This window comes from Ruegeria sp. BG9 (assembly GCF_056538305.1).
The window spans coordinates 234,751-260,672 of record NZ_JBQFSY010000005.1; the positions used below are offsets into that span (position 1 = coordinate 234,751).

Below are 25,922 nucleotides of genomic sequence, written 5' to 3' on the forward strand. Positions count from 1 at the left end.
AATGGGTTTGCGCAGCTTCTTTGATCGGATCGAGCCAAACTTTACCAAGGGCGGCAAGTACGAGAAGTACTTCCCCATCTACGAGATGGTGGAAAGCTTCATCTACACTCCGAAAACTGTAACCACCGCCGCGCCGCATGCTCGGTCGTATATCGACATGAAGCGGATCATGACCTACGTCGTGATAGCGACGATCCCCTGTATCCTGTGGGGGATGTACAATACCGGCTATCAGGCGAACTCGGCCATTGCGCTGCTGGGGCCTGAATCGGCCACCGGCTGGCGGATTGCTCTGCTGCAGATGTTTGGTATCTCGCTGGATCCCTCCAGCGTCTTTGCCAATGTGATGCACGGGCTCACTTATTTTCTGCCGATCTACATCGTGACACTTGTCGCGGGTGGTATCTTTGAGGTCATCTTTGCCACTGTGCGCGGTCATGAAGTAAACGAGGGTTTCCTTGTTACTTCAATGCTTTACACGCTGATCATGCCCGCAACCGCGCCTCTTTGGCAGGTGGCCTTGGGCATCATCTTCGGCGTCGTGATCGGGAAAGAAGTCTTTGGCGGCACCGGCAAGAACTTCCTGAACCCGGCTCTGGTTGGTCGTGCGTTCCTGTATTTCGCCTATCCGGCGAGCATGTCCGGTGACACAGTCTGGACGCCGGTTGATGGGTTCTCGGGCGCGACTGCCCTGTCCGTCTCTGCGTCGCAGGGCTTCCAGGCGTTGGCGGCTGATGGCATCACCTGGTGGAACGCGTTCTTCGGGTCGATCCAGGGCAGCTTTGGTGAAACCTCAACGCTGGCCTGTATGATCGGTCTGGCCTTCTTGCTGGCCACGCGGATCGCCAACTACCGCCTGATTGTCGGCTGTCTGGCCGGTACGATCGGCTTTACCTTGCTGCTGAACCTCATTGGTTCGGACACGAACCCGATGTTCGCGATGCCTTGGTACTGGCACGTGGTCATCGGTGGGTATGCCTTCGGTCTGGCCTTCATGGTGACCGAGCCTGTTTCCGCCAGCCACACCAACATGGGCCGCTACATCTATGGCGCGCTGATCGGTATCATGGTTGTGATGATCCGTGTCATCAACCCAGCTTTCCCAGAAGGCATGATGCTGGCCATTCTGTTCGGCAACGTCTTTGCTCCGCTGATCGACTACTTCGTCGTCCAAGCCAACATCAAACGGAGGGCGCGTCGCCATGTCTGATACGCAATCCCCAGATCAAAACGAGGCACCTAAAGGCGCGATCGCCAAGTTCCTGGCAGCCTCGCCGGACTCTGTCGGCAAGACGATTATCATCGCGGTTGCCGTCTGTCTGGTCGCTTCGATGGTCGTGTCCGCAGCCGCCGTTAGCTTGCGCCCGGTGCAGGAGACCAACCGCCTGAAGGACAAGCAGGTCAACGTTTTGCAGGTAGCGGGTGTCTATGAGCCTGACATCGACGTCACCGAAGCCTTCGCCGCGTTTGAACCCCACGTGCTGGAGCTGTCCACCGGCGATTTCGTCGATGATCAGTTCGACCCGGCCACGTTCGATGACATCGCCGCGGCCAGTGATCCCGACCTCAGCGTCGCGCTGGACAATGACCCGGCGGGTATTGGGCGCAAGGCCAAGTATCGGGTGATCTATCTGCTGCGGGATGATGCGGGCGCGCTGGACAAGGTGATCCTACCGCTGCACGGCTACGGCCTGTGGTCCACGCTCTATGGCTTTATCGCTTTGGAGAACAACGGCAACGACATTTATGGCCTGCAGTTCTATCAGCACGGTGAAACCCCCGGCCTTGGGGCTGAGGTGGACAACCCACGCTGGAAGGCGCTGTGGAATGGCAAGAAGCTGCGTGACGATAATGGTGATCTGCAAATCACCGTGTCGAAATCCCAGCCCGCCGCAGGACCCGACTTCTATATCGACGCGCTCGCGGGGGCGACCCTGACCTCGGTGGGTGTCGATAACCTGGTGAAATTCTGGATGGGCGATGCGGGCTACGCACCGTTTCTGGCCAAACTGCAAGCAGGAGAGCTCTGATGTCCCAGACCAAGAAAGAGATGCTGGTCGACCCGCTTGTCGACAACAACCCGATTACCTTGCAGGTGCTGGGCATCTGTTCGGCGCTGGCGGTGACCTCGTCGCTGCAGGTGTCGATGGTGATGGCGCTGGCGGTGATTTTCGTGACCTCGTTCTCGTCCTTCTTCATCTCATGCCTGCGCAACCAGATTCCCGGCTCGATCCGGATCATCGTGCAGATGGTGATCATCGCCTCGCTGGTGATCCTAGTGGACCAGATCCTCAAGGCTTATGCGTTTGAGATCTCGAAAACCCTTTCGGTTTTCGTCGGCCTGATCATCACCAACTGTATCGTGATGGGCCGCGCCGAGGCGTTTGCCATGAAGAACCCTCCGGTTGCGTCCTTTATCGACGGCATGGGCAATGGTATGGGCTACGGCCTGATCCTGCTGCTGGTCGGCTTCATTCGTGAGCTTTTCGGTGCAGGGTCGCTGTTCGGTGTCACCATTCTGGAGACCGTCAACAACGGCGGCTGGTACGTGCCCAACGGCATGTTGCTGCTGCCCCCGTCGGCGTTCTTCATCATCGGTCTGATCATCTGGGCCTTCCGCACATGGAAGCCGAACCAGGTGGAAGAGCGTGAATACAAAATTCAGCAGGTAGAGGCCCACTGATGGAAGGTCTGATCTCACTGGCCGTAAAGGCCATCTTTGTCGAAAACCTTGCGCTCAGCTTCTTCCTGGGGATGTGTACTTTCATCGCCGTGTCGAAGAAGATCTCGACCGCGCTGGGTCTGGGAATTTCGGTCATGGTCGTGCAGGCCATCACCGTTCCTGCCAACAACCTGCTGCTGAACTACCTTCTCAAGCCGGGTGCGCTGTCCTGGGCCGGGTTCCCCAATGTTGATCTGACCTTCCTTGGTCTGATCTCGTATATCGGCGTGATTGCGGCGATGGTTCAGATCCTCGAGATGGTTTTGGATAAGTATTTCCCGCCGCTCTACAACGCGCTGGGGATCTTCCTGCCGCTGATTACGGTGAACTGCGCCATCCTGGGTGGTTCGCTGTTCATGGTGGAACGGGATTACAACTTTGCCGAGGCAACCACCTATGGGCTGTCTTCAGGCTTTGGTTGGGCACTGGCCATCACCGCAATGGCGGGCGTTCGTGAAAAGCTGAAATACTCGGACATTCCCGACGGCCTGCAAGGTCTGGGGATCACCTTCATCACCGCGGGTCTGATGGCGATGGCCTTCATGTCCTTCTCGGGCGTGAAACTGTAAGGAGGGCAGAATGGAAACTTTTGGTTTAGGCGTTGCCCTTTTCACAGTGATCGTCATCGCGCTGGTGACGATCATTCTGGCCGCCCGTTCGAAACTGGTCTCGACCGGTGATGTGAACATCACCATCAACGGCGAAAAGACCATCTCGGTCCCTGCCGGTGGCAAGCTGCTGCAGACCTTGGCGGCCGAAAAGCTTTTCGTTCCGTCTGCCTGTGGTGGCGGTGGTACCTGCGCGCAGTGCCGGGTGAAGGTGCATTCCGGTGGCGGATCGATCCTGCCGACCGAGGAAAGCCACATCACCAAGCGTGAAGCGGCCTGTGGTGACCGTCTGTCCTGTCAGGTTGCGGTCAAGCAGGACATGGACATCGAAGTCCCCGAGGAAGTCTTTGGCGTTAAGAAATGGGAATGCACCGTTCGCTCGAACGAGAACGTGGCGACCTTCATCAAGGCTCTGACCCTGGACCTGCCCGAAGGCGAGGACGTGAACTTCCGCGCTGGTGGCTACATCCAGATCGAAGCTCCCGCGCACCAGTTGAAATATACCGATTTCGATGTGGAAGAGGAATATCGCGAAGACTGGGATCGCTTCAATCTATGGCAGTACGAGTCCGTCGTCGCTGAACCGATTGAGCGTGCCTATTCCATGGCGAACTATCCGGACGAAAAGGGCATGATCATGCTGAACGTCCGTGTTGCCTCGCCCCCTCCTGGGTCCGATGGCATCCCTCCGGGTCAGATGTCGTCATACATCTTCAACCTGAAACCGGGTGACAAGGTCACCATCTCGGGTCCGTTCGGAGAGTTTTTCGCCCGCGAAACCCAAAAAGAGATGGTCTTCATCGGCGGTGGTGCAGGCATGGCCCCCATGCGCAGCCACATCTTCGACCAGCTCAAGCGTCTGGAAAACCGTGATCGCAAGATCAGCTTCTGGTACGGTGCGCGGTCGAAGAAAGAGATGTTCTTTGTCGAAGATTTCGACCAATTGGCCGCAGAGTTCGACAATTTCGATTGGCACGTTGCCCTGTCGGACGCGCAGCCCGAGGACGATTGGAAAGGCTATACCGGCTTCATCCACAACGTTCTGTTCGAAGAATACCTCAAGAGCCACCCCGCGCCCGAGGATTGCGAGTTCTACATGTGTGGTCCTCCAATCATGAACCAGTCGGTCATCAACATGCTGCTGGATCTGGGTGTGGACCGCGAAGACATCATGCTCGACGATTTCGGCGGGTAAGAGACAAAAAGCCGGCGCATGGTGCGCCGGCTTTTTTCGTATCCCTATTTCACAAGCAGGTATTCGTTTCACCCGCTGATGTTTGAATTAAGCTATTTTGACAGAATTAGACCCACGTGAAACTACTAATTGTTGCCCTTTTTCTTGGGGTTATCGTCGGTTTGTTTGCGACTATGTACTTCTTTCTTATGCTGCTCGCATCGCTGCATAGTCTCATCTTTGCGACCTTGGATGCCGGTCGAGATCGGCCTCGTGAATACTCTTTCTCAGGCGGCTTCTTCTCGATGTGGCGAGTTCTCCGCAATAGAGGGAATGCCAATGCAGTCAAAACAATGGGACGAAATGCAATGTTTACTTGTGCGTCATTTGCGGCAACGGTCGGAGCGTTGACGCTGTTGTTCCACCTGGATGCAAAACACTGTGCACCGGACGTTATTCTCAAGACTGAAATCGGATTGGTTCCGCAAGACTGTGGTCAAGTTGAATAGTTCTAGCTACGAGCAAGTAGACCCGACCGTGACTTTCAAAGTCACTACAGCCTCAAGTCACTCGCGTCCCTTGGCAGGCAGGACTTGATGTCGAACACCACGCTGTTGGGTTTGCCGTAAGCTCGAAACGTTGACGGATCAGCGTCTTTGTATTCCTGATGCGCGACGGCCAGAACGACTGCATCATAAGCTCCGTCCTGAGGGGAACTTGAAAGCGAGAGGCCGTATTCAGCCTCGGCTGCGGCAGGGTCGGCATGGGGATCGTGGACATCAACGCTGATGCCATAGCTCTGCAATTCCTCAATGATATCAACGACGCGTGTGTTCCGCAGGTCAGGACAGTTTTCCTTGAAGGTCAGGCCCAGAACCAGAACCCGTGCCGCACCGACATTGATGCCGTTGCGGGTCATGCGTTTGACCAGTTGAGACACCACATAACTGCCCATCCGATCGTTCAGTCGTCGACCGGCCAGAATGATCTGAGGGTGATGCCCCACGGCCTCGGCCTTATGGGTCAGGTAGTAGGGGTCCACGCCGATACAGTGCCCGCCGACCAGACCGGGGCGGAAGGGCAGGAAGTTCCACTTGGTTCCCGCGGCGCGCAAAACGGCCTCGGTGTCGATCTCCATCCGGCCAAAGATCATCGCCAGCTCGTTTACCAGCGCGATGTTCAGGTCGCGCTGGGTGTTTTCGATCACCTTTGCAGCCTCAGCCACGCGGATACTTTCAGCTTTGTGCGTTCCCGCTGTGATGATCCGCGCATAAAGCGCATCGACCAGATCCGCCACCTGCGGGGTCGAGCCCGAGGTCACCTTGCAGATATCCGCGATCCGATGGGTCTTGTCGCCGGGATTGATCCGTTCGGGGCTGTAGCCGGCAAAAAAATCAGTGTTGAAGCTCAAGCCCGAGGTGCGTTCCAGCACAGGTACGCAGTCTTCCTCGGTCGCGCCGGGATAGACGGTGGATTCGTAGATCACCAGGTCGCCGGGTTTCAGGACCAATCCCACGGTTTCCGAGGCCGCGAGTAGAGGTGTCAAATCAGGTTGTTTGCCTGCGGTGATTGGTGTGGGCACCGTGACGATGAAGGTGTCGCATGCCGCAAGGTCGGAGGCTTGCGTCGTGAAACTCAGGCCCGATGCGGCGGCTAGGTCTTCGGGTTCGACCTCTTGCGTTGCGTCCTTGCCATTGCGCAAGGCGTCGATCCGTGCGGCGTTGATATCAAACCCGACCACGGGGCCGATTTTTCCAAAAGCGACCGCCAGCGGCAGGCCGACATAGCCCAACCCAATCACGGCGATTTTGCGGGCGTCAGGATTGGTCTCCAGCATTCCGGTCTTGGCCCTTTACTTGCCGTGATAGTCGCGGAACCACGCAACAAACTGCGCGATCCCGTCTTTGAAATTGGTTTCCGGGCGGTACCCTGTCAGACTTTGCAACAGGTCAGTATTGGCCCATGTGGCGGGGACGTCGCCCATTTGCATGGGCATGTAGTTGCGGTTGGCCTTTTTTCCGATCGCGGCTTCGATGGCTTCGATGAAATCCATCAGGCGCACCTTGTCACCATTGCCGATATTGACAACCCGGTACGGCGCGACGGGGGACAGACTGTCGCCGTCCTCGATCTCATCGGCGCCGGCGGGCCGCACCGGAGGCACGTCGATCAGCAAACGGATGCCACGGACCAGGTCCTCGACATTGGTAAAGTCGCGATACATGTCGCCGTGGTTGTAGATATCAATCGGGCGGTCTTCGAGGATCGCGTCGACGAACTTATAGAGCGCCAGATCGGGCCGTCCCCAGGTGCCATAGACCGTAAAAAACCGGAACATGGTGGTCGGCAGGTCCCAAAGATGGGCATAGGAGTGCGCCATCGCCTCATTGGCTTTCTTGGTGGCCGAATAGATCGTCAGCTGCGTGTCGGCTTTTTCGACCTCGGTAAAGGGCAGATCCTCATTGGCGCCGTAGACCGATGACGTCGAGGCCATCAGAAGGTGCTGCACCTTGTGCTGACGCGCGACCTCCATCACGTTGAAGGTGCCGACAACGTTCGAGTTGATGTAGCTGCGCGGCTCTTCTAGGCTGTAGCGCACACCGGCCTGCGCGGCGAGGTGGATGATCACCTCGGGCTGAAACTCATCCGCGACCTGCATCAGCCGTTCATGGTTTTCCAGCATGTCTTCAGTGGTGGTAAAGCCGGGATTTTGCAGCAACATCTGATGGCGGCGTTGCTTGAGGGCGACGTCGTAATAGTCGGTCATCCCGTCATAGCCATGCACACGGAACCCTTCGGACAGCAACAGCTTCGCCAGGTGAAAGCCGATAAATCCGGCCGTGCCCGTGATCAAAACCCGCTTCATACATCCCTCACGCTTCGGCGACCCGTCTGCATTGTCTATCAAGGTTGCGCGCCCATTGGTCAACCGCCCGTTTCCGGACCGATTGCTGATTGTCCGTCGCAGCCGGTCAGAGTAGAGGTCTTTGCATGGTGACGGGCTGGATCAGAGGGCTGCTTGGACCGGGCGGAATGCGCGGCGCGGATGTGTCGGGCATAAGGCCCGAGGCGCGCTTTGTGGCGGTCGGAGATATCCACGGACGTTTGGACCTGTTGCAAGCCCTGCTGCCGAAGCTCGACGAGGGCCTGCCCTGGGTGTTTGTCGGCGATTATGTCGACCGGGGCGATTACAGCGCGCAGGTGTTGCGGCAATTGAAACATCTGAGTTTAACGTCAAACGGGCGTGTGACGTGCCTTTTAGGCAATCATGAAGAGATGTTACTGCGGTTTCTCGAAGACCCGTTCGGAATTGGCCCGCTGTGGATGAACAACGGGGGCGCCCAGACGCTTGCCTCCTTTGGAATAAAAGATTTCGATGCCGACAAGGGCGATCTAGCGGAACGTTTGCGCATTGCCATGGGACAGGAGCTTGTTGATTGGCTGACCGAGCGGCCCCTGATGTGGACCAGCGGCAATGTCTCGGTCGTTCACGCCGCTCTGGACCCTCGGGCATCAGCGGAAAAACAGGACCGGAAAACCTGTCTTTGGGGCCATCCCAAGTTCCGACAGCAGCCGCGCCGGGATGGTCAATGGGTGGTGCATGGGCACACGATCGTGGATCATGTTCAAGTTCGAGACGGGGTGATTTCGATCGACACCGGCGCTTTCGCGACAAACTGCCTGACCGCTGCTGAGTTGTACCCCGGAGGGGTCACGTTCACGGCAACAGCTTAGCTTGTCTGGCCCGAGGCGTCAGGTCGCCGCGGGCCGGGTTGCTTTAGCCCACGATCATCTGCTTCATGCGCAGCGCTTCGTATTCCAGCTCTTTCAGACGGAAATGCACGACGTCACCGATGGTGATCATGCCGCACAACAGACCATCGCGGACGACTGGCATGTGGCGGAACCGGCCTTCGGTCATGGTTTTCAGAACCGCATTCAACGTATCGTCGGGCGAGCAACTCTGAACCTCCTTGGTCATCAGATCCTCGACCGATTGCGGCAGGGTCTGGCCGGGCGTGTCAGCCATACGGCGCACGATGTCACGCTCGGACAGGATGCCCTGCAGCGCTCCGTTCTGATCAGTGACCAAAACGGCACCGATGTGTTTTTCCTTGAGAATATTGACCACCGTGTGGATCGTCTCGTTCGGACGGACCGAGAACACCGCGTCGCCTTTCCCCTCAAGCAGTTTCGCCACGGTCGTCTGCGACTGCGACAGGTTCGATCCCGTCGACTGGCTGTAGGTGGACTTGTCCTGCTTGTCGCCGCGTGTGGGGGCCTGGTATGAGGTTGGGGCCATGGGCAATCTCCTTTTTGGTTCTTGCAAAGTCTTTCCCTTTCACCTTAGCGCAGCTAAATGGCCTGTATAGGGTGCAAATGCCCGCATCGGCGAAAACCCGGAGTCCAAGCCTGTGAGTGACATCTATCTGACACCCCCCATTGCTGCGCTGATTTTCTTTGTTGTGGTGGTCTGCGGCCATAATTTTCGCATGGTGTGGAAACAGCAGCCGGACGGGTGGCAGAAACGGGCGTGGTTGTTCGGACTTCCAGCTGGGATCGGCCTTTTGATGTTGGGTTTTTTGCCGCTGAAGCTGTGAAGCCGGTTTGACTCTGACCGGGGTGGCTGGCATATGCCGGGCACTGCTTTTCCCGGAGACTGATCCATGCGTCTACTGCCTGCGCTGGCCCTTACCACCCTTTTGACTGGTTGCCTGTTCGACAAGGAACACGATGTGGTGCGCCTGTCGGGTGAGACCATGGGCACGACCTTCAATGTCACTGCGATTGGCGAGGATCTGGATGAAACCGCGTTGGCTGCTTCGGTCGAAGAGACTCTGGCCGCAGTCAACGCCAAGATGTCGAACTGGGATCCAAATTCCGAGGTTTCGACCTTTTCGGCGTCCACCAGCACCGACCCCGTTGCGGTATCCGACGAATTCGTACTGGTTCTGGCCGCCGCAAATGACGTTCACGACAAGACCGATGGAGCCTTTGACGTCACCCTCGGCCCGTTGATCGAGCTATGGGGCTTTGGCCCGCGCAAGCCCGAAGACCCTGTGCCATCCGATGCTGATATCGAGGCCGCGCTGGCAGGCGTTGGACAAATGCGGCTTTTGACCCTGGATGCTGAGGCAGGAACGCTGGCAAAATCCGAACCTGGCGTTGGGATCAATCTGTCGGCCATCGCCAAGGGCTATGGCATTGACGCTGTCGCCGAGACCCTGCGGGACGCAGGCATCGAAAACTATCTGGTCGAGATCGGCGGCGATCTGGTCTCAAAAGGCCAGAACGACAAGGGCGAAACGTGGCAAATCGGGATCGAAAAGCCTCAGGCCGGGTCTCAGAGCCTGCAGTTGATCGTGTCGCTGGATGATCGCGGTATGGCCAGTTCGGGCGATTACAAGAACTACTTCGAACAGGATGGCGTGCGCTATTCGCATATCATCGACCCGACAACCGGGCGTCCGATCACGCATCGTACGACCTCGGTCACCGTTCTGGCGGAAAACGCCATGATGGCGGATGCCTGGGCGACTGCAATGCTGGCACTGGGTCAGGAAAAGGGTATGCAACTGGCCGAAGAGCATAAACTTGCCGTGTATTTCATCTCGCGGGATGTGACAGGCGGCGATGATGCCTATATAACCTCCCACAGCAGCGCGTTCAAAGACGCCCTGGGCACCAACTGATTGGTAGGAACCGAGATGAGCACCTTCATTCTGGCCTTTATTCTTCTGTCTCTGGTCATGGTCGGCATGTCGTTGGGCGTGATGTTGATGGGTAAAACCATCAAGGGCAGCTGCGGCGGTCTGAACGCGATCTCAGGCGCAGATAAATGCGTGGTCTGCCAAAAGGACATCGACCCCGACAGCCCTCTGCGGGACCAGCTGCAATGCAAACGCGCCAAGAAGATGCTGGAGCAGATGGAGCGTCAGGCCTAATCAGCATTTGCACCACCTGCTGGGAATTGGCTAGATAGCCTCCGGACCAGATCGGAGGCGCGTGTGGCCAAAGCCAAGAATATCCTGTTCATCATGTTCGACCAGCTGCGCTGGGATTACCTGAGCTGCTACGGGCATCCGCACCTCCACACGCCCAATATCGACCGTCTGGCGGCTCGGGGTGTGCGATTCAATCGCGCCTATATCCAATCGCCGATTTGCGGCAGTTCGCGCATGTCGACCTATACGGGTCGGTACGTACATTCGCATGGTGCCTCGTGGAACGGGATCCCCTTGAAGGTTGGCGAGATGACCATGGGCGACCACCTGCGCAAGGCGGGGATGGAATGCTGGCTGGTTGGCAAAACCCATATGCGCGCGGATGCAGAGGGCATGGCGCGGCTCGGCCTTGAACCGGACAGCTTTATTGGCGCTCGTGTGGCGGAATGTGGTTTTGATGTCTTCGAACGCGACGACGGGATGCGCCCCGAAGGGCCGGACGGGTTTTATGACCCCGATGGGGCCAAGGCCTACAATGAATACCTGCGCGACAAAGGCTATGAAAGCGACAACCCCTGGCATGACTTCGCAAATTCTGGTTTGGACGCGCACGGCAATGTTCTGTCCGGCTGGTTCCTGAAAAACTCGTGCGAGGCTGCGAACATTGCCGAAGAAGACAGCGAGACTCCCTATCTGACCGGGCGCGGGATCGAGTTCATGGAAACCCATGACGCCCCATGGTGCTGTCACCTGAGCTTCATCAAACCGCACTGGCCCTATATCGTGCCAGAGCCATATGCCTCGATGTACGGACCTGAGCATGTACTGCCGGTGGTGCGATCCGATGAGGAACGCCAAAATGCGCATCCGGTGTTGAAAGCGTTCATGGAGACCAAAATCGGTGAGACCTTCTCGCGCCAGGATGTGCGTGAGGCGGTGATCCCGGCCTATATGGGCCTAATCAAGCAGGCCGATGATCAAATGGGCCGGTTGTTCGACTGGATGGAGCAGACCGGTCGGATGGACGATACGATGATCGTCCTGACATCGGATCACGGGGATTTTCTCGGCGACCATTGGATGGGCGAAAAGACGTTCTTCCACGATACCTCGACCAAAATGCCACTGATCATCTATGACCCTTCGCCCGAGGCCGACGCGACCCGAGACATGGTGAGCGATGCGCTGGTCGAATCCATTGATCTTGCTCCGACGTTCGTCGAAGTGGCCGGAGGCGACGTCGCCAGTCATGTCCTCGAAGGTCATTCCCTGTTGCCGATCCTGCATGGACAGGCACAGGAGCTTCCTCGGGGTGTGGTGATCTGCGAATACGACTATTCCGCGTCGCCAATTGCTGAGCGGATAAACGCCTCTGTCCGCGATGCGGTGATGTTCATGGTCGCAAACAAACGCTGGAAGCTGATCCATTGTGAGGGTGGGCACCGTCCGATCCTGTTCGATCTTGAAAACGACCCGGAGGAGCTGGTTGATCTGGGCGACAGCGAAGATCATACAGAGGTGATTGGTGAAATGTACGACCACCTGTTTGCCTGGGCACGCCGCCCGTCACAGCGCACGACGCGGTCTGAACAGCAACTGATCGAGATGCGAACCAAAAGCCGGGGCAGGGGGATCGTGTTGGGGATCTACGACGAAAATGACATGCCGCTGGACCTGACGGTCAAATACCGAAACCGCAAAGCCAAGCCGTACAAGAGTTATCTCAAGGACTAGCTGCGTCGCGCTTTCCACTGAACATATCGGGCCATACCGCGTTCCAGCAGGTTCGGGGCTTTGCCGTTATCCAGATGCAAATCTCCACCACCGGCCCGGTACATCTCGGCAAACACATCCAGCACCTTGGATTTCACCATACCGCGCAGCGGGACATGGGCCATCATGCCATAGGTCGCGGCCCCTCCGGTTTTGGCGAGCTCGGGGTTGGCGCGAACGGTCGCAACCGCCTGGGCGAGATCGCTCAGGTATTCATCGGTGACATGCCGGTGTTTGGCCGTGACCATGCAGTGGATGCCGTCGGGGTTCTGAACGCGGTTGATGCTCCAACCGGCGCGCTCCAGCTGGTCCGCCACGGCATAGATGTTGAGCTGCGGATCGGTTGAGCCATAGGCCAGTAGCGGCCCCTGCGGGTTCCCCAGAATGCGCAGGCCGTCTATCGCCGCAATGCCTGCCTTCAACGTCTCGACCGCTTCGGTCGTGTCTTTCGCCAACCGGCAGTAGCCGTCCTCACCGAGCCTCTGCATCACAGCCCAGGCGGCGGCATAGGCGCCGCCCGGTCTTGTGCCCAGCAAGGCGGGCGAGGCAAAAACTCCTCCGGGCCAATCCTGACAGACGAACATCTGGTGCTTCAACAGGTCAAGATTGCGATAGAGGATGGTCGACGCCCCCTTGGCCGCATAGCCGTATTTATGCAGATCAGCCGAGATGGACGTCACCCCCGGCACCCGGAAATCCCAATCGGGCAGGTCAACGCCGTTCCGTTCCATGAAGGGCAGGATCAACCCGCCGACGCAGGCGTCGATATGCAAGGGAATGCCTTTTGACTGCGCGATTGCGCCCATCTCGGCAATCGGATCAATGGTTCCATGCGGATATTCAGGCGCGGAACCAAGGATCATCACAGTGCCCGCGTCAATCATCCTTCTAAGCTTGGAGATGTCTGTGGCGTAGTCCGGCGTCATCGGCAATAGGCGCGCCTTAACGCCGAAGTATTCGGCCGCCTTGAACCAGGCGACATGGGCGGTCTTGGGCAGGATCATGTTCGGACGGGTCACCTTACGCTTTTTGCGGGCCATGTCCCGATAGGTTTTGACCGCCATCAGGCAGCTCTCGGTGCCGCCCGCAGTGACCACGCCACAGGTCTCCGGCCCACCCTTCAGCAGCCCGGCCATGGTTGAGATGATCTGCGTCTCCATCCGCTTGAGGCTTTGGAACGCGGCTGGATTCAACCCGTTGGCCGATGAGAACGCGCCATAGGCCTTGGCTGTGAACGCGTCGTGATCATCGTCCAGATGATACACAAGGCTCCATGTCCGGCCCTCACGGTAATTCGGGTCGTTTTCGGCAAAGGATTTTAGCTGGTCCAGGATCTCGCCTTCGGGGCGGCCCGTTTCCGGTAGTTTTTGATGATCCATATCCTATCCTTTCCCGGCCAGCAGCAGCGCCAGTGAAATGCCCAGATAGTTCCCGATGGCAAAACCCAGAATGCCGGTTGCCATGCCCGACATCAAGATCGCAGGGTTGCGCAAGCTGCGCGCGACCATGGGCACAAAGGCAGGCGACATAAGGGCAGCGACCGAGGTGATCAGGAAGGTATCCCGGTCGACCCCGGCGGTGCGTGCAAGCAGTGCGTGCAGACCGAAGCTGCCGAAGGTGGCGATCAGCACAAATCCCAGAACGGACAGATCCATATCGCGCAACTCTGCCAGATCCATCGACGCCGCAACGCTGAACGAAAACACGTAAAGCAGGTACATGCCCATATGAGGTGCGGCCCGGTTCTTGCGCAAAGACGGCGTGACCGAGCCGAGCAGACCCAGCGACGTTAGAAGAACCACGGTCATGACCTGCGATGGCGCAAAGCTGAACAGAGGGGTCAACAGCACCGCTGCGGCCACGCAAAATGTGCTGACCAGAAAGGCCAACACCCCCTGACGGAGCATATTCGGCGCATTGGCCTCGCCCGCGTCGGGCACTTGCGTGTCGCGATCACCCGGGAACGGCTTCAGAAAGCGGGCGAAAACCAACGGGGCGAGCGTCAGCACGAACAGCAGGTAACCTGCACCGACAACAGTATCGACGGTTGCAAATAGCAGATATCGGTTCTCGGGGATATCCAGCGCCAGTTTGATCGCGCCCATATTCGCAAGGCCGCCCGTATACATCCCCACGGCCATGCCGGACAGCTGCTCACTCTGCGCGGTGCCGCCTGCTTGAAACGCAAAGAACAGGCCCGTTGCAACAAGCGTGACCGAGACAACGGCCAATGCCATCGACAAAAGCGCAGAACCTGCGATGCGCCCCCAAGCCCCAAGGTCTACTCCAAACAGCAGTAAAGGCAGGGCCAGTCCTAAACTGGCCTCCATGACCCCGTCACGGACCTGACCCGCCGCGTCAGGTTGCAGACCAGATAGCCCCAGCGCCAATCCGGCCATATAGCACAGCACAATCGGCCCCAGCCGTCCGGCCAAAGTCGAATGCCTCGCTAGCAGCACCATCGCGGCGGGCGCTAAAAGGTATATCAGTGCGAAGACTGCGATCTCTGGCTGCATAGGTTCCCTCTCCCTGAAGGTGAGACTAGGCAGCACGACGCCGTTCGCACAAGGTGGTCTGACGTAAGGTTCACGTTCCTTTCGGGTAAGGAAATCCGGGTGTCTGGGTCGGTTTACGAAACGATTAAATCTGCGCCGATGGGCGTAAAGGCGGTTCACCCCAAAGCGGTCAGGCGATAGAAGGTTCGCCAAGAGCAGTTACCGGAGACCAAAATGGCCACGCCCAAACCCGTAGTTCTGTGTATTCTTGATGGTTGGGGATTGTCCGAAGACACTCAGGCCAACGCGCCATATTTGGCCAATACACCTACATTCGATGCGATCATGCAGGGCCTGCATGCCACGCTGATTACGCATGGCCCGGATGTGGGCTTACCCAGCGGTCAGATGGGTAATTCCGAGGTTGGGCACACCAATATCGGCGCGGGCCGTGTGGTGGCGATGGACCTGGGCCAGATTGATCTGGCGATCGAGGATGGCTCATTTTTTAACAACGCAGCGCTGCAAGCTTTCATTGCTAAGGTGAAAGCGACGGGCGGGACGGCGCATCTGATGGGGCTGGCCTCGGATGGCGGTGTCCATGGGCATGTGAACCACATCGTTGCGGCGGCCAAAGCGATCACGGATGCTGGCGTTCCGGTGGCTCTGCATGCAGTGACCGACGGGCGCGATGTCGCTCCGAAATCGGCTTTCACCTACATCTCCGAGCTTGAGGAACGTCTGCCCGAAGGAGCGCGTATCGTCACCGTCTGCGGGCGTTACTTCGCCATGGACCGCGACAATCGGTGGGAGCGTGTCAGCCAAGCCTACAACGCCATGATCAAAGGTCAGGGCCGAGCCGGTAACTCGGCGCATGGAGCGGTTGACTACGCTTACAACCAATCCGAAACGGATGAGTTCATCGTGCCGACCGTGCTGGAAGGCTATGATGGCATCAAAGATGGTGACGGGTTTTTCTGTCTGAACTTCCGCGCCGATCGGGCGCGGGAAATTCTGCGCGCGATTGCCGAACCGGGCTTTGACGATTTCGAAACCGGCACACGTCCAGCGCTGTCTGCTTTACTTGGCATGGTTGAATACTCCGACGGCCACAATGCCTATATGACGACGGTGTTCCCAAAACGAGCCATCGTGAACACTCTGGGCGAGTGGGTGGCCAAACAGGGTTTGCGTCAGTTCCGTCTGGCCGAAACGGAGAAATACCCCCATGTCACCTTCTTCCTGAACGGCGGCAAGGAGGTCCCCGAAGCTGGCGAAGATCGCTTCATGCCCAAATCGCCCAAAGTGGCCACCTACGATCTACAGCCCGAGATGTCTTCGGCCGAGGTGACGGACAAGTTTATTGAGGCCATCGAGGCGGGCTATGATCTGATCGTCACCAACTATGCCAACCCCGATATGGTCGGCCATACCGGAGACCTTGGCGCTGCAATCAAAGCCTGCGAGGCCGTGGATCAAGGCTTGGCCCGCGTGGTGGCCGCGCTGGAAAAAGCCGGGGGGGCGATGATCGTCACCGCCGATCACGGCAATTGCGAAGTCATGGTGGACCCGGAGACAGGTGGCCCACATACGGCGCACACGCTGAATCCGGTGCCGGTGGCTTTGGTTGGAGGCCCCGAGGGTGCGACGCTCCGCTCCGGACGTCTGTCGGACCTTGCGCCCACCTTGCTGGAACTGATGAACCTGCCCAAACCGCCTGAGATGACTGGGGAAAGCCTGCTGTCATGAGGGTTCTGGCCGCAGCCTTGGCGGTGGTTTTCTGTGGCCCGGCGGAGGCGCAGAACACGCCTTCTCAGGCGGCGCTGGCGGCGGCCGAGATGTTGGAACAGGCGTCCATCTCGCTGTCTGAGGCAGAAAGCGCGCGCGACCGGGTGCGTGCTCTAACAGAGACGATCCAAGCTTACGAGGCTGGGTTGTCCGCCATGCGGGACGGGTTGCGCATGGCCGCCACGCGCGAGGCGCAGCTGTCGGCGGAGCTGCGTTCACGGGAACAGGATGTGGCACAGTTGCTGGGTGTATTGCAGACCATTGAAACGACCACCCCGCCGGTGCTGATGTTGCACCCTTCGGGCCCCTTGGGGGCTGCGCGAGCCGGGATGATGCTGTCCGAAGTGACACCGGGCCTGAATGCCAAGGCGCAGGCTTTGGCACAGGATTTGCAAGAGGTTCAGACCCTGCGCCTGTTGCAGCAGGATGCAGCGGAAACCTTGACCGAAGGTCTGACCGGGGTGCAGTCCGCCCGCACCCGCCTGAGCGAAGCCATCGCGGATCGCACCGGGTTGCCGCAGCGTTTTGTCGAGGATCCGATCAAAACTGCGATCCTGATCTCCTCGACCGAAACACTGGATGGGTTTGCAACAGGCCTTTCGGAAATCTCGGAAGGGGAGATCGCGCAAAGTGACGATTCTATTCAAAGCCGCAAGGGCGTAGTGCCTCTGCCGGTTCAAGGCGTTTTATTGCACCGGGCCGGGGAAATAGACGCGGCAGGCGTGACGCGGCCCGGACTTGTACTGGGAGCACGCCCGCGTGCCCTGGTAACAACGCCCACGGCGGCTACAATTCGCTACCGAGGGCCGCTTCTGGACCTTGGCAATCTGATCATTCTTGAGCCTCAGCCCGGCCTTCTGTTTGTCTTTTCGGGCTTGCAGGAAGTCTACGGAGACATAGGTCAAGTGATACCAGAGGGCACTCCGGTCGGTTTGATGCCCGGTGAAACGCCGGAAATCGGTGCTATTTTGTCAACTCGTGGTGATGGCACTGGAACTGACCGGTCAGAAACGCTCTATATAGAGGTCAGAGAAGATAACAGCCCCGTGGACCCCGAGTCGTGGTTTCGGACCAGCAAGGATGGATAAACGAGTATGAAGAAATTTGTGATGGCCGGACTGGCCGGAACGGTTGCAGGCATCATTGCAACAACTCAGATCGCAGGACCCCTGCTGGCGCAGGAGGCCGAGAGCAAGGCCGATGTCTACCAGCAACTCGACCTGTTCGGTGACATTTTCGAACGCATCCGCGCGCAATATGTCGAAGAGGTTGAGCCGGAAGAGCTGATCGAAGCCGCGATTGATGGCATGTTGACCTCGCTCGATCCGCATTCCAGCTACCTGTCGCCTGACGACGCCGAACAGATGCGCGTCCAGACCCGGGGTGAGTTTGGCGGGCTTGGTATCGAGGTCACGCAAGAGGAAGGCTTTGTCAAAGTCGTCTCTCCGATTGACGACACGCCCGCCGATGAGGCCGGGATTGAGGCCGGAGATTTCATCACCCATGTGGATGGCGAAAGCATTCTGGGCCTGACACTGGACAAGGCGGTTGAGCTGATGCGCGGCCCTGTCGGCTCGGAAATCGTGATCACCGTTGTGCGCGAGGGTGAGCCTGATCCGTTCGATGTGACCATCATTCGCGACACGATCAAATTGACCGCCGTACGCGCACGGACGGAGGGCACCAGCGTTGTCATGCGGGTGACCACGTTCAACGATCAAACCTTCCCGAACCTGCAGGCCGGAATGGAAGAGCAGATCGAGGAAGCAGGCGGGATCGACAAGGTCAACGGCTTTGTGCTGGACCTGCGCAATAACCCGGGCGGTCTGCTGACGCAGGCGATCAAGGTCTCGGACGCGTTCCTGAACGAAGGTGAGATCGTCTCGACCCGTGGCCGTGATCCGCAGGACGGTGAACGGTTCAACGCGACCCCCGGTGATCTGGCCGAAGGCAAGCCGATTGTGGTGCTGATCAATGGTGGATCGGCCTCGGCCTCTGAAATCGTGGCCGGCGCTTTGCAGGACCACCGTCGCGCCATTGTTGTTGGCACCAAGAGCTTTGGGAAAGGCTCGGTCCAGACGGTAATGCCGCTGCGCGGTGATGGGGCGATGCGTCTGACCACCTCTCGGTATTACACGCCGTCTGGCCGCTCGATCCAGGCGTTGGGTGTCAGCCCGGACATCATCGTGGAACAACCGCGCCCGGCTCCGGAAACTGAAGAAGAGGATGATCGTCCGGCACGCTCCGAGGCGGATCTTCGCGGCAGTCTGAACAATGACAGCCTCAGCGAGGATGAAATCCGTCAGATCGAAGAAGACCGCGCCAAAGCTGAAGCCACCGCTGAGCTGCGGGAAGAGGATTACCAGCTGGCTTATGCCATCGACATCCTCAAAGGTCTGTCGGCGTTCAATCCTGACGGCCCGTCTCAGTAAAACCCAAAAGGGTCGCGCCAGGCGCGGCCCTTTCAACTTTCGATCTTATGCAGCTTGGCTTCGTCCAGCATCAACGCCAGAAGAATGCCCACGGACACCGAGATCGTGGAAAAGATGAACGCCATGCTCATGCCGCTGTCAAAGGCAGTTGTGAGCGCGGACTTGACCGCTTCCACTTGATCCGCGTTCAGCTTTGCCATCACCGCATGCGCAGAGTCGGTGCTAAGGGAACCGCCATTGATCGCCCGTTGTTCGGCATCGGTCAGATCAATGCCGGCGGTGGCCAATTTGTCTCGTAGGGTAGACAGCGACACCGCATACATGATGGCGGTCGCACAGGCGACCGAGATTGCCCCATAGACCAGATGCGTCATGAAGCTGAGGCCACCAACCAGCCCGGCGCGTTCAGGTTTGACCGCGCAAACCGCAGCGGTTCCGGACGGTCCGACCGTTAGGGTCGCGCCCAAACCGATCATCGCCATACCCGGCAGGATGTGGAAATAGCCCAAACTGCTGGGCAGGATCACGATACTAGCCGATCCAACGGTCGCCAGAACATAGCCCCAGAACAGCAGGCGTTTGGGGCCGAAGTCATTGTAAAGCGTGCCAGAGACGATTGACCCCACCGCCAGAAGAATGGTCAGAGGGGCCAGACCAAGCGCTGATTGGAATGTTGTCCAGCCCAGCACCTTTTGCATGTATTGCGGGAAATACAGCAACGCGACGAAGGCGGCTGAGACGTTGAACATATTCAGGCCAAGCGTGATCAGAAACTCTCGGTTCTGCATTAATTGCGGCAGCAGGAGCGGCTCCTTCACCCGCTTTTCAACGCGTGGAAACAGCAGGAACAGAATGGCGCTAACAAAGAATAGCAGCAAAAGCGGGATCGACGACCAGCCCCAATCGGCCCCCACGTCCAACCCATAGAGCAACAGAAGCACGGCAAAGGACAGGATCCCCATCCCGGCAAAGTCGATATGTTCGCCCTGTTTGTGCTGGGTCTCCCGTTCCATCAAAATCAGCGCGGTCGCCATCGAGATGCAGGAGAACACGACGTTGGCGAGGAAGAAGTATCGCCATTCACCGAAACTGACGGCAAGTCCGCTGATCATTGGGCCAAATACATTGCCCGTGGTCACGCCCGCCAGGATCAGACCCATGACAAGCGCGCGGTGTTCCTGTTTGGAGACTTTGGTGGCCCCAAAGGCCAAGGTGCAGGGCCAGACGCATCCTGCACCAATGCCTTGCAAGGCACGCGCGCCGATCAGGAAATCGAGGCCGGGGGCGAAGAAGCACATCACCGAGGCAAACAGAAAGATCGACAGGCCGATGATCATCACTCTGCGGTGTCCGTACATGTCGCCCAAACGACCTCCGGCGACCATGGTCATGGCGAAGAACAGTGCGTAAATGTTCAGAACCCACTGGGTGCTGGTGATATCGCTGTCAAAGCTGCTTTCGATTGACGGAACCAGCATCAGAGCCCCGGTAAAGTCGATGCCGATGCCAAATGCGGTCACCATCAAGGCAATGACTTTGATGATACTTTTGCGATCCATGGCGGCTTCCGGAGTGTTGCGGCTACCTCAATGATGCATGTAAATGGCGAAAAAGATAGGAAAACCCGGGTAGTGGCTCAGCTCGGGTCCCGGCAAATTCTGCGAAAAGCCCGCTTGAGCATGTCAAGCTCACCGCGCAATAGCTCGACTTCGGCGCGTAGGTCGTCGGCGGCAGGTTCGCCCGATATCACCGTGAAATCACCCAGTTTCCGGGCCGTTGAGCGCTCGGATATGACAAAGCTGTGGACTCCGTCCGAGAGGGCCGCGGCCGGCACCGGGATGGTCACGGTCCAACCGTCCTCGACATCCGAGAGGGTGACGCCTTCGACATCTTCGCCACGGTAAAGCACCTGAATATCCGGCTGGGTCTGGGCGCGCAGATGTCCTTGCCAAATTCCGTTTTCAAACCGGGTCCGGGTCAGTCGTGGCTCAGTCATTCCCAAAGACCTCACAAATCAGCGCGATGGTGGCGGCACAAAGTCAGATCGCGCAGAGTGACGCTGTTCATGCCGGGGTTTTCAAGGATCAGGTCCAACCAGATCTTCTCGATCCGTTTCTCATTCAACGGCAGATGGGCCAGATCGAAATCGACGCTGGGCGACGGGCTGGCTAGATCAAGCTTGCGCAGAACCTGCTCGGTATTCGGACCGCTGAGGATGTTGAGCCGGGCAAAGAGGTCGATCTCCTGCTCCGCGTCAATATGCGTGTCCAGGCGGATAAGGTGCTGCAGGCTCAGGCCCTGAGAGGCATCGCTTGGCAGTTGGATCGAAAGCGAGAGGAAGCTACCTTCGAAGCCAAAGACCTCCACGCCCATGTTGAAGGGGGCCAGATCACTGGGCAGACGGTTGCGGTTCTGGCGCATAGCGATCTCGGCCTGTGGGCAATCATGAAACACCTGCACCTGATCATTGAGGGACGCTTTGCGCGGAGGGGAGGCAAGGCCGGGCGTCGCAAGGGGCCAGCGCCACAGATCCGGGCGCCAGCTCCAATCCGTGCCGATCGGTTTGGGAAACTGGTTCGAGCCGATTTGCGGGTCGCGCAGCCGCATGTCCGCCGTGTCAATCACCTGCCGAAGCTGTGTTTGCAGGGCGCGCGCGCTGTCGCGCTGGCGTCGCAGTTCGGCCTGAGGGGCGACACCCGCCATCTGCGCGGCCTTGCGCCAGCGGTCCAAAACCCTGCGGTGAAAATAGCGTTCGAGAATCCTGCCCATGGTCCCTTCGTCCGACGTAGGACCTCTTTAGTCAAAGAGCGGGCGAGGGACAAACCCGGAATTTGGATCTGTCGGTTTTCGGTGCGTGAGGCCACCGTCGGTTCTTGCATTACGCCGGGTCTGTGCTTAGGGTCGGGCCTCTTGAAAAAGCGGGTCGCCAGCAACCACGCCACGCATCAGTTTTTCATTCGACAAGGCCCGGCCATGGAACCCACCCTGTTTTCGTTCATTTGGAAACACTCCAAAAAACAACAGCTTGTGCTGTTGGTTCTGACGGTTCTTTCGTTTCCGTTCCTCTATGCCTCGCTTGAGCTGCCCAAGCAAATCATCAACGACGCCATTGGTGCGCCCGCGGATACGGTCACGATCTGGGGGGTGACTGTCACGCAGATTCAATACCTTATGATCCTGTGTTTTGCCTTTCTGGCCACTGTGATCGCCAGCGGCCTGATGAAGATGCGTATCAACACGATGAAGGGCGTTTTGGCGGAACGGATGCTGCGTCGCTTGCGATTTACGCTGATCAACCGGTCGATGCGCTTTCCGAATTCGTATTTCGCCACCACCAGTCAGGGTGAACTGGTTTCGATGATCACCTCCGAGGCCGAGCCGATGGGCGGTCTGATGGGCGACGCTATCGCCCAGCCCGTGTTCCAGTTCGGTCAGATGATGACCATTGTCACTTTCCTGTTCATGCAGAGCGTCTGGTTCGGGCTCGCCAGTATCGCCCTCATCCCGCTGCAGGCGTGGTTGATCCCGAAACTGCAACGCCAGATTAACCTGCTAAATAAAGAGCGCATTCAGGAGGTCCGTCACCTGAGTTCCGAGATCGGCGAGAGTGCCGCTGGGATCAGCGATCTGCGCACCAATGGTGGCTGGCGCTACCGGTTGGCGCAGTTCAGTTACCGTCTGGGGAACCTGTTCGAGATCCGCTTCAAGATCTACAACAAAAAGTTCTTCATGAAGTTCCTCAACAATCTGATCACTCAGATGACGCCGTTCCTGTTCTACTCGGTCGGCGGGTATTTGGCGATCACTGGAGAGGTGACGGTAGGTGCTCTGGTCGCTGCCTTGGGGGCGTACAAAGATCTGAGTGGCCCGTGGAAGGATCTGCTGACCTACTACAATCAGGTGCAGGACATGTCGCTGCGATGGGAGATCGTGACCGAACGCTTCGCCCCATCCAACATGATCCCCGAACACCTGTTCGAAGGCCGGCCCGAGGTCATTCCGCACCTCACCGGTGATATTGAGCTGCGGAACATCACCGTTCGCGATGATGACGGCAAAACCATTCTGGAAGATATCGATCTGAGAATTCCCAAGGGCGCGCGGGTGGCGATTCAGTCAACCAACGCGGCCGAACGCACCGCCTTGGCGCAGCTTCTGACGCGTGAGGTGGTGCCGGTTCAGGGCGAGGTCCTGCTGGCCGGGCACAATCTGAACGAGCTGCATCAGGCGGTGATTGCTGCTCGGATCGGATACGCCTACTCGCGGCCCTACCTGTTCGATGGAACTCTGGGTGACAACCTGCTGATGCCGCTGCGCCCATATCCTCAGCACGAGACTGAGGCCAAGAAGGCTCCGACCCACCGCCAGATCGAGGCCGTTCGGTCCGGCAATCCGATAGATTCGCTCGAGGATGAGTGGGTCGATCCGGGGCTGGCCGGGCTGGACGATATCGACGACATCCGAGCGTGGTGGTTCCAACTGGTCGAGGCGATGGGCATTGACGAGTTCATGTTGCGACGCACCCTGCGCACGCAGTTTGACCCGAAATTGCATCCAGGCTTGGCGCAAGAGCTTGTGAAACTTCGCGAGACAGTGGCCCAGAAATTGCAGGACAAGGGCCTCGATCGCTATGTCTACCGGTTCGACCCGGATCAGTTTAATCCGGCAGTGCCTTTGGGTGGCAACTTGCTGTTTGCAACGCCCGCGCGGGATATCACACCAGAGTCGTTGGCTGGTGATCAGCGTTTCCGCAACATGTTGCGCAGCCATGATCTGGCCGAGGAAGCAATGAACATGGCCAGCACCGTGATCGAGACGTTGGACCAGGCCTTTGGTCGCGATGGCACCGATCACCCGCTTTTCCTACGGTTGGGAATGTCCAAAGACATGTATCACAGGCTTTTGGACATCAAGGATCGCCTGAAAACCAAAGGGGACGATGCGGTCTCAGAACCGGATTGTGCGTTGATGCTGACGGTGCCGTTCCTGTTGACGGCCGAGCAAATTGGCCCCGACTTTCCGGATGAATACAAGGACAAGATCCTTGCGATCCGAAAACAGCAATCCGCCGCCATGCATGAGGCGCTGGATGGGATGTTCGTCCCATTGTCACCTGACGCCTACTTCCCGCGCCTGACCGTGATCGAGAATGTCCTCTATGGGCGCGTTTCTCTCATGGCGGGTGCGCACGCCGAAGAGATTGAGGATCTGGTTGCCCAGGCCGTGAATGAGGCCGGTCTGCGCCGCCGCGCTGCAGCTACCATGTTCGACCTACCCTCGGGCTTGGGGGGGAACAACCTGCCTACGGTGTTCCAGGAACGCGCATCGTTCTCGCGTGCGGGTATCAAACGGCCCGATATCCTGATCCTCGACAAGGCGCTGGCCAGCCATGATTCGGAAAGCCGCCTGCGCACCCGGCTGCGCCTGCGGGAATTGCTGCCCGAGTCGATCATGATCTTCATGGAGGATCACTTTGCCCATCCCGAAGCCTATGACCTGTTCGTCGAGGTAAAGGATGGCCGCATCGACGGTGTCTCACGCACGCCCGTTCTGCATCAAGAGGGGGCTACTGCCGACCTCAGCAGAAAGCTCGAAATCATCTCGACCACCGAGCTTTTCTCGGGCATCGACGCGCGGAACCAACGGCTGCTGGCGTTCTCGGCACAATGGTATGACGTCGCCGCGGGGCAGGTGATCTTCTCGCGAGGGCAGACGGCGGACGCAGCCTACCTGTGCATTCGGGGTCAGGCCCGGTTGGACTGGTCGGATGAAGATGGCAACAAACGTCCCATTTCGATTGTTGAGCCGGGCCGCCTAATCGGGGACCTGTCGATCATCACCGGTGACCGCCGACAACTTGATCTGGTCGCTAACACAGATTGCGCCTTCCTGCGTATCGGAGCCGAAGAACTGCGCGCCGTTGTCGAAAGCGACGCCTCGGTCGCGACGCAGTTGCTGCAAACCGTCGCGGGATACCTGACTACGCTCGCCACGCGCGTGAACACGGTTGCCAACCCGGCGGATGTCTTCCCGGACGTGGTGCAGGAAACCGTTTCTGACGAGGGTCAACGTGATGATTGAACCCGCTGCCTACGCTGCGCATGAACATCTGGTGCGCGACGCCCGCGCGCGCCCTGATCTGTGGCGGCTGCTGGTCGGGCTGGTGATTGTTTGCGCGCTATATTTGGCGGCGAACACTGTACTTTTCGCGATCGTCGGAGCGCTGATCCCGCCCTCTCAGGCCCAAGGGTTTTTGCGCGGCACGTCTCCCCTTGCGACATTTGTCCTGCTGGCCAGCTTTGGGTTTCTGACGATTGGCGTTGCTGTTGCTGCAAAACAGATGCAGCAAAGATCACTCTGGGCGATTCTCGGAGAGCGCCGCCTGGCAATCAGTCAATTCACACGGGTTTTGGTGGCCCTGGTGGTTCTCGGTCTGGCACTGGCAGCCCTACCGCCTTACGGAATGGGGGATCCGCTGACCCAGAACCTTGCCTTCTCGACCTGGATCTTACTCCTGCCGTTCGCAGCAGGCGCAGTGCTGATTCAGACCAGCGCCGAAGAGATCCTGTTTCGCGGCTACCTGCAGCAATCTCTGGCCGCGCGGTTTCAGTCACCGCTGATCTGGGTAGGCGTGCCTTCGGCCTTGTTTGCAGCGGGTCACTATGCGCCGGGGATTGCTGGCGACAACGCGCTGCTGGTTGCGGTCTGGTCCTGTGTGTTCGGCGTTCTGGCGGCTGATCTGACGGCTCGTTCTGGCACTTTGGGTCCGGCTATCGCTTTGCATTTCTTCAATAATGTGATCTCTCTCCTGATTATCTCATTGCCCGATACACTCAGTGGTCTGGCCCTTTTCGTGTTGCCCTACGATATGTCGGATGATGGGGTGTTGCGGCAGTGGTTGTGGGTGGATTTCGGCTCGATGATGGTTTGCTGGCTGACAGCACGACTAGTCATCAGGCGCTGATTGCATTTCTTTCCGTAGCGT

Annotated in this window: 24 protein-coding genes; 16 read left to right on the forward strand and 8 right to left on the reverse strand. The window is 58.4% G+C overall.

Annotated features, from left to right (window positions below):
* Nucleotide 1: 1 nt before the first annotated feature.
* The 6 genes from ACR0I8_RS10680 (at nucleotide 2) to ACR0I8_RS10705 (ending at nucleotide 5,013) form a co-directional block, all read left to right on the forward strand.
* Nucleotides 2–1,210: an NADH:ubiquinone reductase (Na(+)-transporting) subunit B gene (locus ACR0I8_RS10680; protein ID WP_170472437.1), complete on the forward strand. Its 1,209-nt coding sequence runs from the start codon at nucleotides 2–4 to the stop codon at nucleotides 1,208–1,210.
* Nucleotides 1,203–2,030, forward strand: coding sequence for a Na(+)-translocating NADH-quinone reductase subunit C (locus ACR0I8_RS10685; protein ID WP_170377271.1), 828 nt, complete (start codon nucleotides 1,203–1,205; stop codon nucleotides 2,028–2,030). The genes ACR0I8_RS10680 and ACR0I8_RS10685 overlap by 8 nt, the downstream gene beginning before the upstream one ends.
* Entirely contained in the window at nucleotides 2,030–2,683 is a 654-nt protein-coding gene (locus ACR0I8_RS10690; RefSeq protein WP_152460184.1) for an NADH:ubiquinone reductase (Na(+)-transporting) subunit D, read from the forward strand. The genes ACR0I8_RS10685 and ACR0I8_RS10690 overlap by 1 nt, the downstream gene beginning before the upstream one ends.
* Nucleotides 2,683–3,291 carry an NADH:ubiquinone reductase (Na(+)-transporting) subunit E gene (nqrE, locus tag ACR0I8_RS10695; RefSeq protein ID WP_170377273.1) on the forward strand — a complete coding sequence of 203 codons (609 nt, stop codon included), beginning with the start codon at nucleotides 2,683–2,685 and terminating at the stop codon, nucleotides 3,289–3,291. Before ACR0I8_RS10690 ends, nqrE begins: the two co-directional genes overlap by 1 nt.
* 10 nt (nucleotides 3,292–3,301) lie before the next feature.
* Nucleotides 3,302–4,525, forward strand: a complete 1,224-nt coding sequence (gene nqrF, locus ACR0I8_RS10700; protein WP_170377276.1) for an NADH:ubiquinone reductase (Na(+)-transporting) subunit F — start codon at nucleotides 3,302–3,304, stop codon at nucleotides 4,523–4,525.
* A gap of 116 nt (nucleotides 4,526–4,641) precedes the next feature.
* Entirely contained in the window at nucleotides 4,642–5,013 is a 372-nt protein-coding gene (locus ACR0I8_RS10705; RefSeq protein ID WP_170377278.1) for a hypothetical protein, read from the forward strand.
* Nucleotides 5,014–5,057: 44 nt separating this feature from the next.
* On the opposite strand, the gene tviB is transcribed toward ACR0I8_RS10705, so the two are convergent.
* Both tviB and ACR0I8_RS10715 read right to left on the reverse strand, forming a co-directional pair.
* A complete protein-coding gene (gene tviB, locus ACR0I8_RS10710; RefSeq protein ID WP_170690414.1) occupies nucleotides 5,058–6,341 on the reverse strand; it encodes a Vi polysaccharide biosynthesis UDP-N-acetylglucosamine C-6 dehydrogenase TviB in 1,284 nt (427 codons plus the stop codon).
* Between the two features lie 15 nt (nucleotides 6,342–6,356).
* Nucleotides 6,357–7,370 (reverse strand): SDR family NAD(P)-dependent oxidoreductase, encoded by a 1,014-nt coding sequence (locus ACR0I8_RS10715; RefSeq protein ID WP_170690415.1) that lies wholly within the window; start codon nucleotides 7,368–7,370, stop codon nucleotides 6,357–6,359.
* A 125-nt stretch (nucleotides 7,371–7,495) separates the two neighbouring features.
* Here ACR0I8_RS10715 and ACR0I8_RS10720 point away from each other — a divergent pair, with 125 nt between their 5' ends.
* Entirely contained in the window at nucleotides 7,496–8,239 is a 744-nt protein-coding gene (locus tag ACR0I8_RS10720; RefSeq protein ID WP_170554961.1) for a metallophosphoesterase family protein, read from the forward strand.
* Between the two features lie 43 nt (nucleotides 8,240–8,282).
* On the opposite strand, the gene ACR0I8_RS10725 is transcribed toward ACR0I8_RS10720, so the two are convergent.
* Nucleotides 8,283–8,807, reverse strand: coding sequence for a CBS domain-containing protein (locus ACR0I8_RS10725; protein WP_170472451.1), 525 nt, complete (start codon nucleotides 8,805–8,807; stop codon nucleotides 8,283–8,285).
* A 112-nt stretch (nucleotides 8,808–8,919) separates the two neighbouring features.
* Here ACR0I8_RS10725 and ACR0I8_RS10730 point away from each other — a divergent pair, with 112 nt between their 5' ends.
* The 4 genes from ACR0I8_RS10730 to ACR0I8_RS10745 all read left to right on the forward strand — a co-directional run bounded on the left by ACR0I8_RS10730 (nucleotide 8,920) and on the right by ACR0I8_RS10745 (nucleotide 12,183).
* Nucleotides 8,920–9,105 (forward strand): hypothetical protein, encoded by a 186-nt coding sequence (locus ACR0I8_RS10730; protein WP_170377287.1) that lies wholly within the window; start codon nucleotides 8,920–8,922, stop codon nucleotides 9,103–9,105.
* Nucleotides 9,106–9,171: 66 nt separating this feature from the next.
* Nucleotides 9,172–10,197 carry an FAD:protein FMN transferase gene (locus ACR0I8_RS10735; RefSeq protein ID WP_170690419.1) on the forward strand — a complete coding sequence of 342 codons (1,026 nt, stop codon included), beginning with the start codon at nucleotides 9,172–9,174 and terminating at the stop codon, nucleotides 10,195–10,197.
* A gap of 15 nt (nucleotides 10,198–10,212) precedes the next feature.
* Nucleotides 10,213–10,449 carry a (Na+)-NQR maturation NqrM gene (gene nqrM / locus ACR0I8_RS10740; RefSeq protein WP_170377292.1) on the forward strand — a complete coding sequence of 79 codons (237 nt, stop codon included), beginning with the start codon at nucleotides 10,213–10,215 and terminating at the stop codon, nucleotides 10,447–10,449.
* Between the two features lie 93 nt (nucleotides 10,450–10,542).
* On the forward strand, nucleotides 10,543–12,183 hold the full coding sequence (locus tag ACR0I8_RS10745) for a sulfatase-like hydrolase/transferase (protein WP_480703165.1): 1,641 nt from the start codon (nucleotides 10,543–10,545) through the stop codon (nucleotides 12,181–12,183).
* Here ACR0I8_RS10745 and ACR0I8_RS10750 read toward each other — a convergent pair.
* Both ACR0I8_RS10750 and ACR0I8_RS10755 read right to left on the reverse strand, forming a co-directional pair.
* Entirely contained in the window at nucleotides 12,180–13,601 is a 1,422-nt protein-coding gene (locus tag ACR0I8_RS10750; RefSeq protein WP_170690423.1) for a pyridoxal phosphate-dependent decarboxylase family protein, read from the reverse strand. The genes ACR0I8_RS10745 and ACR0I8_RS10750 overlap by 4 nt on opposite strands.
* A 3-nt stretch (nucleotides 13,602–13,604) precedes the next feature.
* On the reverse strand, nucleotides 13,605–14,738 hold the full coding sequence (locus tag ACR0I8_RS10755; RefSeq protein ID WP_170690424.1) for a DUF819 family protein: 1,134 nt from the start codon (nucleotides 14,736–14,738) through the stop codon (nucleotides 13,605–13,607).
* A gap of 213 nt (nucleotides 14,739–14,951) precedes the next feature.
* On the opposite strand from ACR0I8_RS10755, the gene gpmI reads away from it, so the two are divergent.
* From gpmI to ACR0I8_RS10770, 3 genes are read left to right on the forward strand one after another with little or no spacing between them, the layout of a single operon-like run.
* Nucleotides 14,952–16,466 (forward strand): 2,3-bisphosphoglycerate-independent phosphoglycerate mutase, encoded by a 1,515-nt coding sequence (gene gpmI, locus ACR0I8_RS10760; protein WP_170690426.1) that lies wholly within the window; start codon nucleotides 14,952–14,954, stop codon nucleotides 16,464–16,466.
* Nucleotides 16,463–17,593 (forward strand): murein hydrolase activator EnvC family protein, encoded by a 1,131-nt coding sequence (locus tag ACR0I8_RS10765; protein ID WP_480703140.1) that lies wholly within the window; start codon nucleotides 16,463–16,465, stop codon nucleotides 17,591–17,593. Before gpmI ends, ACR0I8_RS10765 begins: the two co-directional genes overlap by 4 nt.
* Before the next feature lie 6 nt (nucleotides 17,594–17,599).
* Nucleotides 17,600–18,937 carry a S41 family peptidase gene (locus ACR0I8_RS10770; RefSeq protein WP_170377303.1) on the forward strand — a complete coding sequence of 446 codons (1,338 nt, stop codon included), beginning with the start codon at nucleotides 17,600–17,602 and terminating at the stop codon, nucleotides 18,935–18,937.
* Between the two features lie 32 nt (nucleotides 18,938–18,969).
* Here the strand turns inward: ACR0I8_RS10770 and ACR0I8_RS10775 are convergent, their stop codons facing one another.
* The 3 genes from ACR0I8_RS10775 to ACR0I8_RS10785 all read right to left on the reverse strand — a co-directional run bounded on the left by ACR0I8_RS10775 (nucleotide 18,970) and on the right by ACR0I8_RS10785 (nucleotide 21,706).
* Complete coding sequence (locus tag ACR0I8_RS10775) at nucleotides 18,970–20,496, reverse strand: MFS transporter (RefSeq protein ID WP_170690430.1); 1,527 nt, start codon at nucleotides 20,494–20,496, stop codon at nucleotides 18,970–18,972.
* Between the two features lie 77 nt (nucleotides 20,497–20,573).
* Nucleotides 20,574–20,933 (reverse strand): hypothetical protein, encoded by a 360-nt coding sequence (locus ACR0I8_RS10780; RefSeq protein ID WP_170690431.1) that lies wholly within the window; start codon nucleotides 20,931–20,933, stop codon nucleotides 20,574–20,576.
* Between the two features lie 11 nt (nucleotides 20,934–20,944).
* Nucleotides 20,945–21,706 carry a DUF6478 family protein gene (locus tag ACR0I8_RS10785; RefSeq protein ID WP_170690433.1) on the reverse strand — a complete coding sequence of 254 codons (762 nt, stop codon included), beginning with the start codon at nucleotides 21,704–21,706 and terminating at the stop codon, nucleotides 20,945–20,947.
* Nucleotides 21,707–21,910: 204 nt separating this feature from the next.
* Between ACR0I8_RS10785 and ACR0I8_RS10790 the strand changes: the two genes are divergently transcribed.
* Complete coding sequence (locus ACR0I8_RS10790) at nucleotides 21,911–25,018, forward strand: ABC transporter transmembrane domain-containing protein (RefSeq protein WP_170690435.1); 3,108 nt, start codon at nucleotides 21,911–21,913, stop codon at nucleotides 25,016–25,018.
* A complete protein-coding gene (locus tag ACR0I8_RS10795; protein WP_170690437.1) occupies nucleotides 25,011–25,901 on the forward strand; it encodes a type II CAAX endopeptidase family protein in 891 nt (296 codons plus the stop codon). The genes ACR0I8_RS10790 and ACR0I8_RS10795 overlap by 8 nt, the downstream gene beginning before the upstream one ends.
* The last annotated feature ends 21 nt before the right edge of the window (nucleotides 25,902–25,922 follow it).

What these genes read in the sequence shown, in the direction of transcription:
- ACR0I8_RS10680 (WP_170472437.1), top strand. Translation starts at nt 2, where the DNA reads ATGGGTTTGCGCAGCTTCTTTGATCGGATCGAGCCAAACTTTACCAAG.
- ACR0I8_RS10685 (WP_170377271.1), top strand. Translation starts at nt 1,203, where the DNA reads ATGTCTGATACGCAATCCCCAGATCAAAACGAGGCACCTAAAGGCGCG.
- ACR0I8_RS10690 (WP_152460184.1), top strand. Translation starts at nt 2,030, where the DNA reads ATGTCCCAGACCAAGAAAGAGATGCTGGTCGACCCGCTTGTCGACAAC.
- nqrE (WP_170377273.1), top strand. Translation starts at nt 2,683, where the DNA reads ATGGAAGGTCTGATCTCACTGGCCGTAAAGGCCATCTTTGTCGAAAAC.
- nqrF (WP_170377276.1), top strand. Translation starts at nt 3,302, where the DNA reads ATGGAAACTTTTGGTTTAGGCGTTGCCCTTTTCACAGTGATCGTCATC.
- tviB (WP_170690414.1), bottom strand. Translation starts at nt 6,341, where the DNA reads ATGCTGGAGACCAATCCTGACGCCCGCAAAATCGCCGTGATTGGGTTG.
- ACR0I8_RS10715 (WP_170690415.1), bottom strand. Translation starts at nt 7,370, where the DNA reads ATGAAGCGGGTTTTGATCACGGGCACGGCCGGATTTATCGGCTTTCAC.
- ACR0I8_RS10720 (WP_170554961.1), top strand. Translation starts at nt 7,496, where the DNA reads ATGGTGACGGGCTGGATCAGAGGGCTGCTTGGACCGGGCGGAATGCGC.
- ACR0I8_RS10725 (WP_170472451.1), bottom strand. Translation starts at nt 8,807, where the DNA reads ATGGCCCCAACCTCATACCAGGCCCCCACACGCGGCGACAAGCAGGAC.
- ACR0I8_RS10735 (WP_170690419.1), top strand. Translation starts at nt 9,172, where the DNA reads ATGCGTCTACTGCCTGCGCTGGCCCTTACCACCCTTTTGACTGGTTGC.
- nqrM (WP_170377292.1), top strand. Translation starts at nt 10,213, where the DNA reads ATGAGCACCTTCATTCTGGCCTTTATTCTTCTGTCTCTGGTCATGGTC.
- ACR0I8_RS10745 (WP_480703165.1), top strand. Translation starts at nt 10,543, where the DNA reads ATGTTCGACCAGCTGCGCTGGGATTACCTGAGCTGCTACGGGCATCCG.
- ACR0I8_RS10750 (WP_170690423.1), bottom strand. Translation starts at nt 13,601, where the DNA reads ATGGATCATCAAAAACTACCGGAAACGGGCCGCCCCGAAGGCGAGATC.
- ACR0I8_RS10755 (WP_170690424.1), bottom strand. Translation starts at nt 14,738, where the DNA reads ATGCAGCCAGAGATCGCAGTCTTCGCACTGATATACCTTTTAGCGCCC.
- gpmI (WP_170690426.1), top strand. Translation starts at nt 14,952, where the DNA reads ATGGCCACGCCCAAACCCGTAGTTCTGTGTATTCTTGATGGTTGGGGA.
- ACR0I8_RS10765 (WP_480703140.1), top strand. Translation starts at nt 16,463, where the DNA reads ATGAGGGTTCTGGCCGCAGCCTTGGCGGTGGTTTTCTGTGGCCCGGCG.
- ACR0I8_RS10770 (WP_170377303.1), top strand. Translation starts at nt 17,600, where the DNA reads ATGAAGAAATTTGTGATGGCCGGACTGGCCGGAACGGTTGCAGGCATC.
- ACR0I8_RS10775 (WP_170690430.1), bottom strand. Translation starts at nt 20,496, where the DNA reads ATGGATCGCAAAAGTATCATCAAAGTCATTGCCTTGATGGTGACCGCA.
- ACR0I8_RS10780 (WP_170690431.1), bottom strand. Translation starts at nt 20,933, where the DNA reads ATGACTGAGCCACGACTGACCCGGACCCGGTTTGAAAACGGAATTTGG.
- ACR0I8_RS10785 (WP_170690433.1), bottom strand. Translation starts at nt 21,706, where the DNA reads ATGGGCAGGATTCTCGAACGCTATTTTCACCGCAGGGTTTTGGACCGC.
- ACR0I8_RS10790 (WP_170690435.1), top strand. Translation starts at nt 21,911, where the DNA reads ATGGAACCCACCCTGTTTTCGTTCATTTGGAAACACTCCAAAAAACAA.
- ACR0I8_RS10795 (WP_170690437.1), top strand. Translation starts at nt 25,011, where the DNA reads ATGATTGAACCCGCTGCCTACGCTGCGCATGAACATCTGGTGCGCGAC.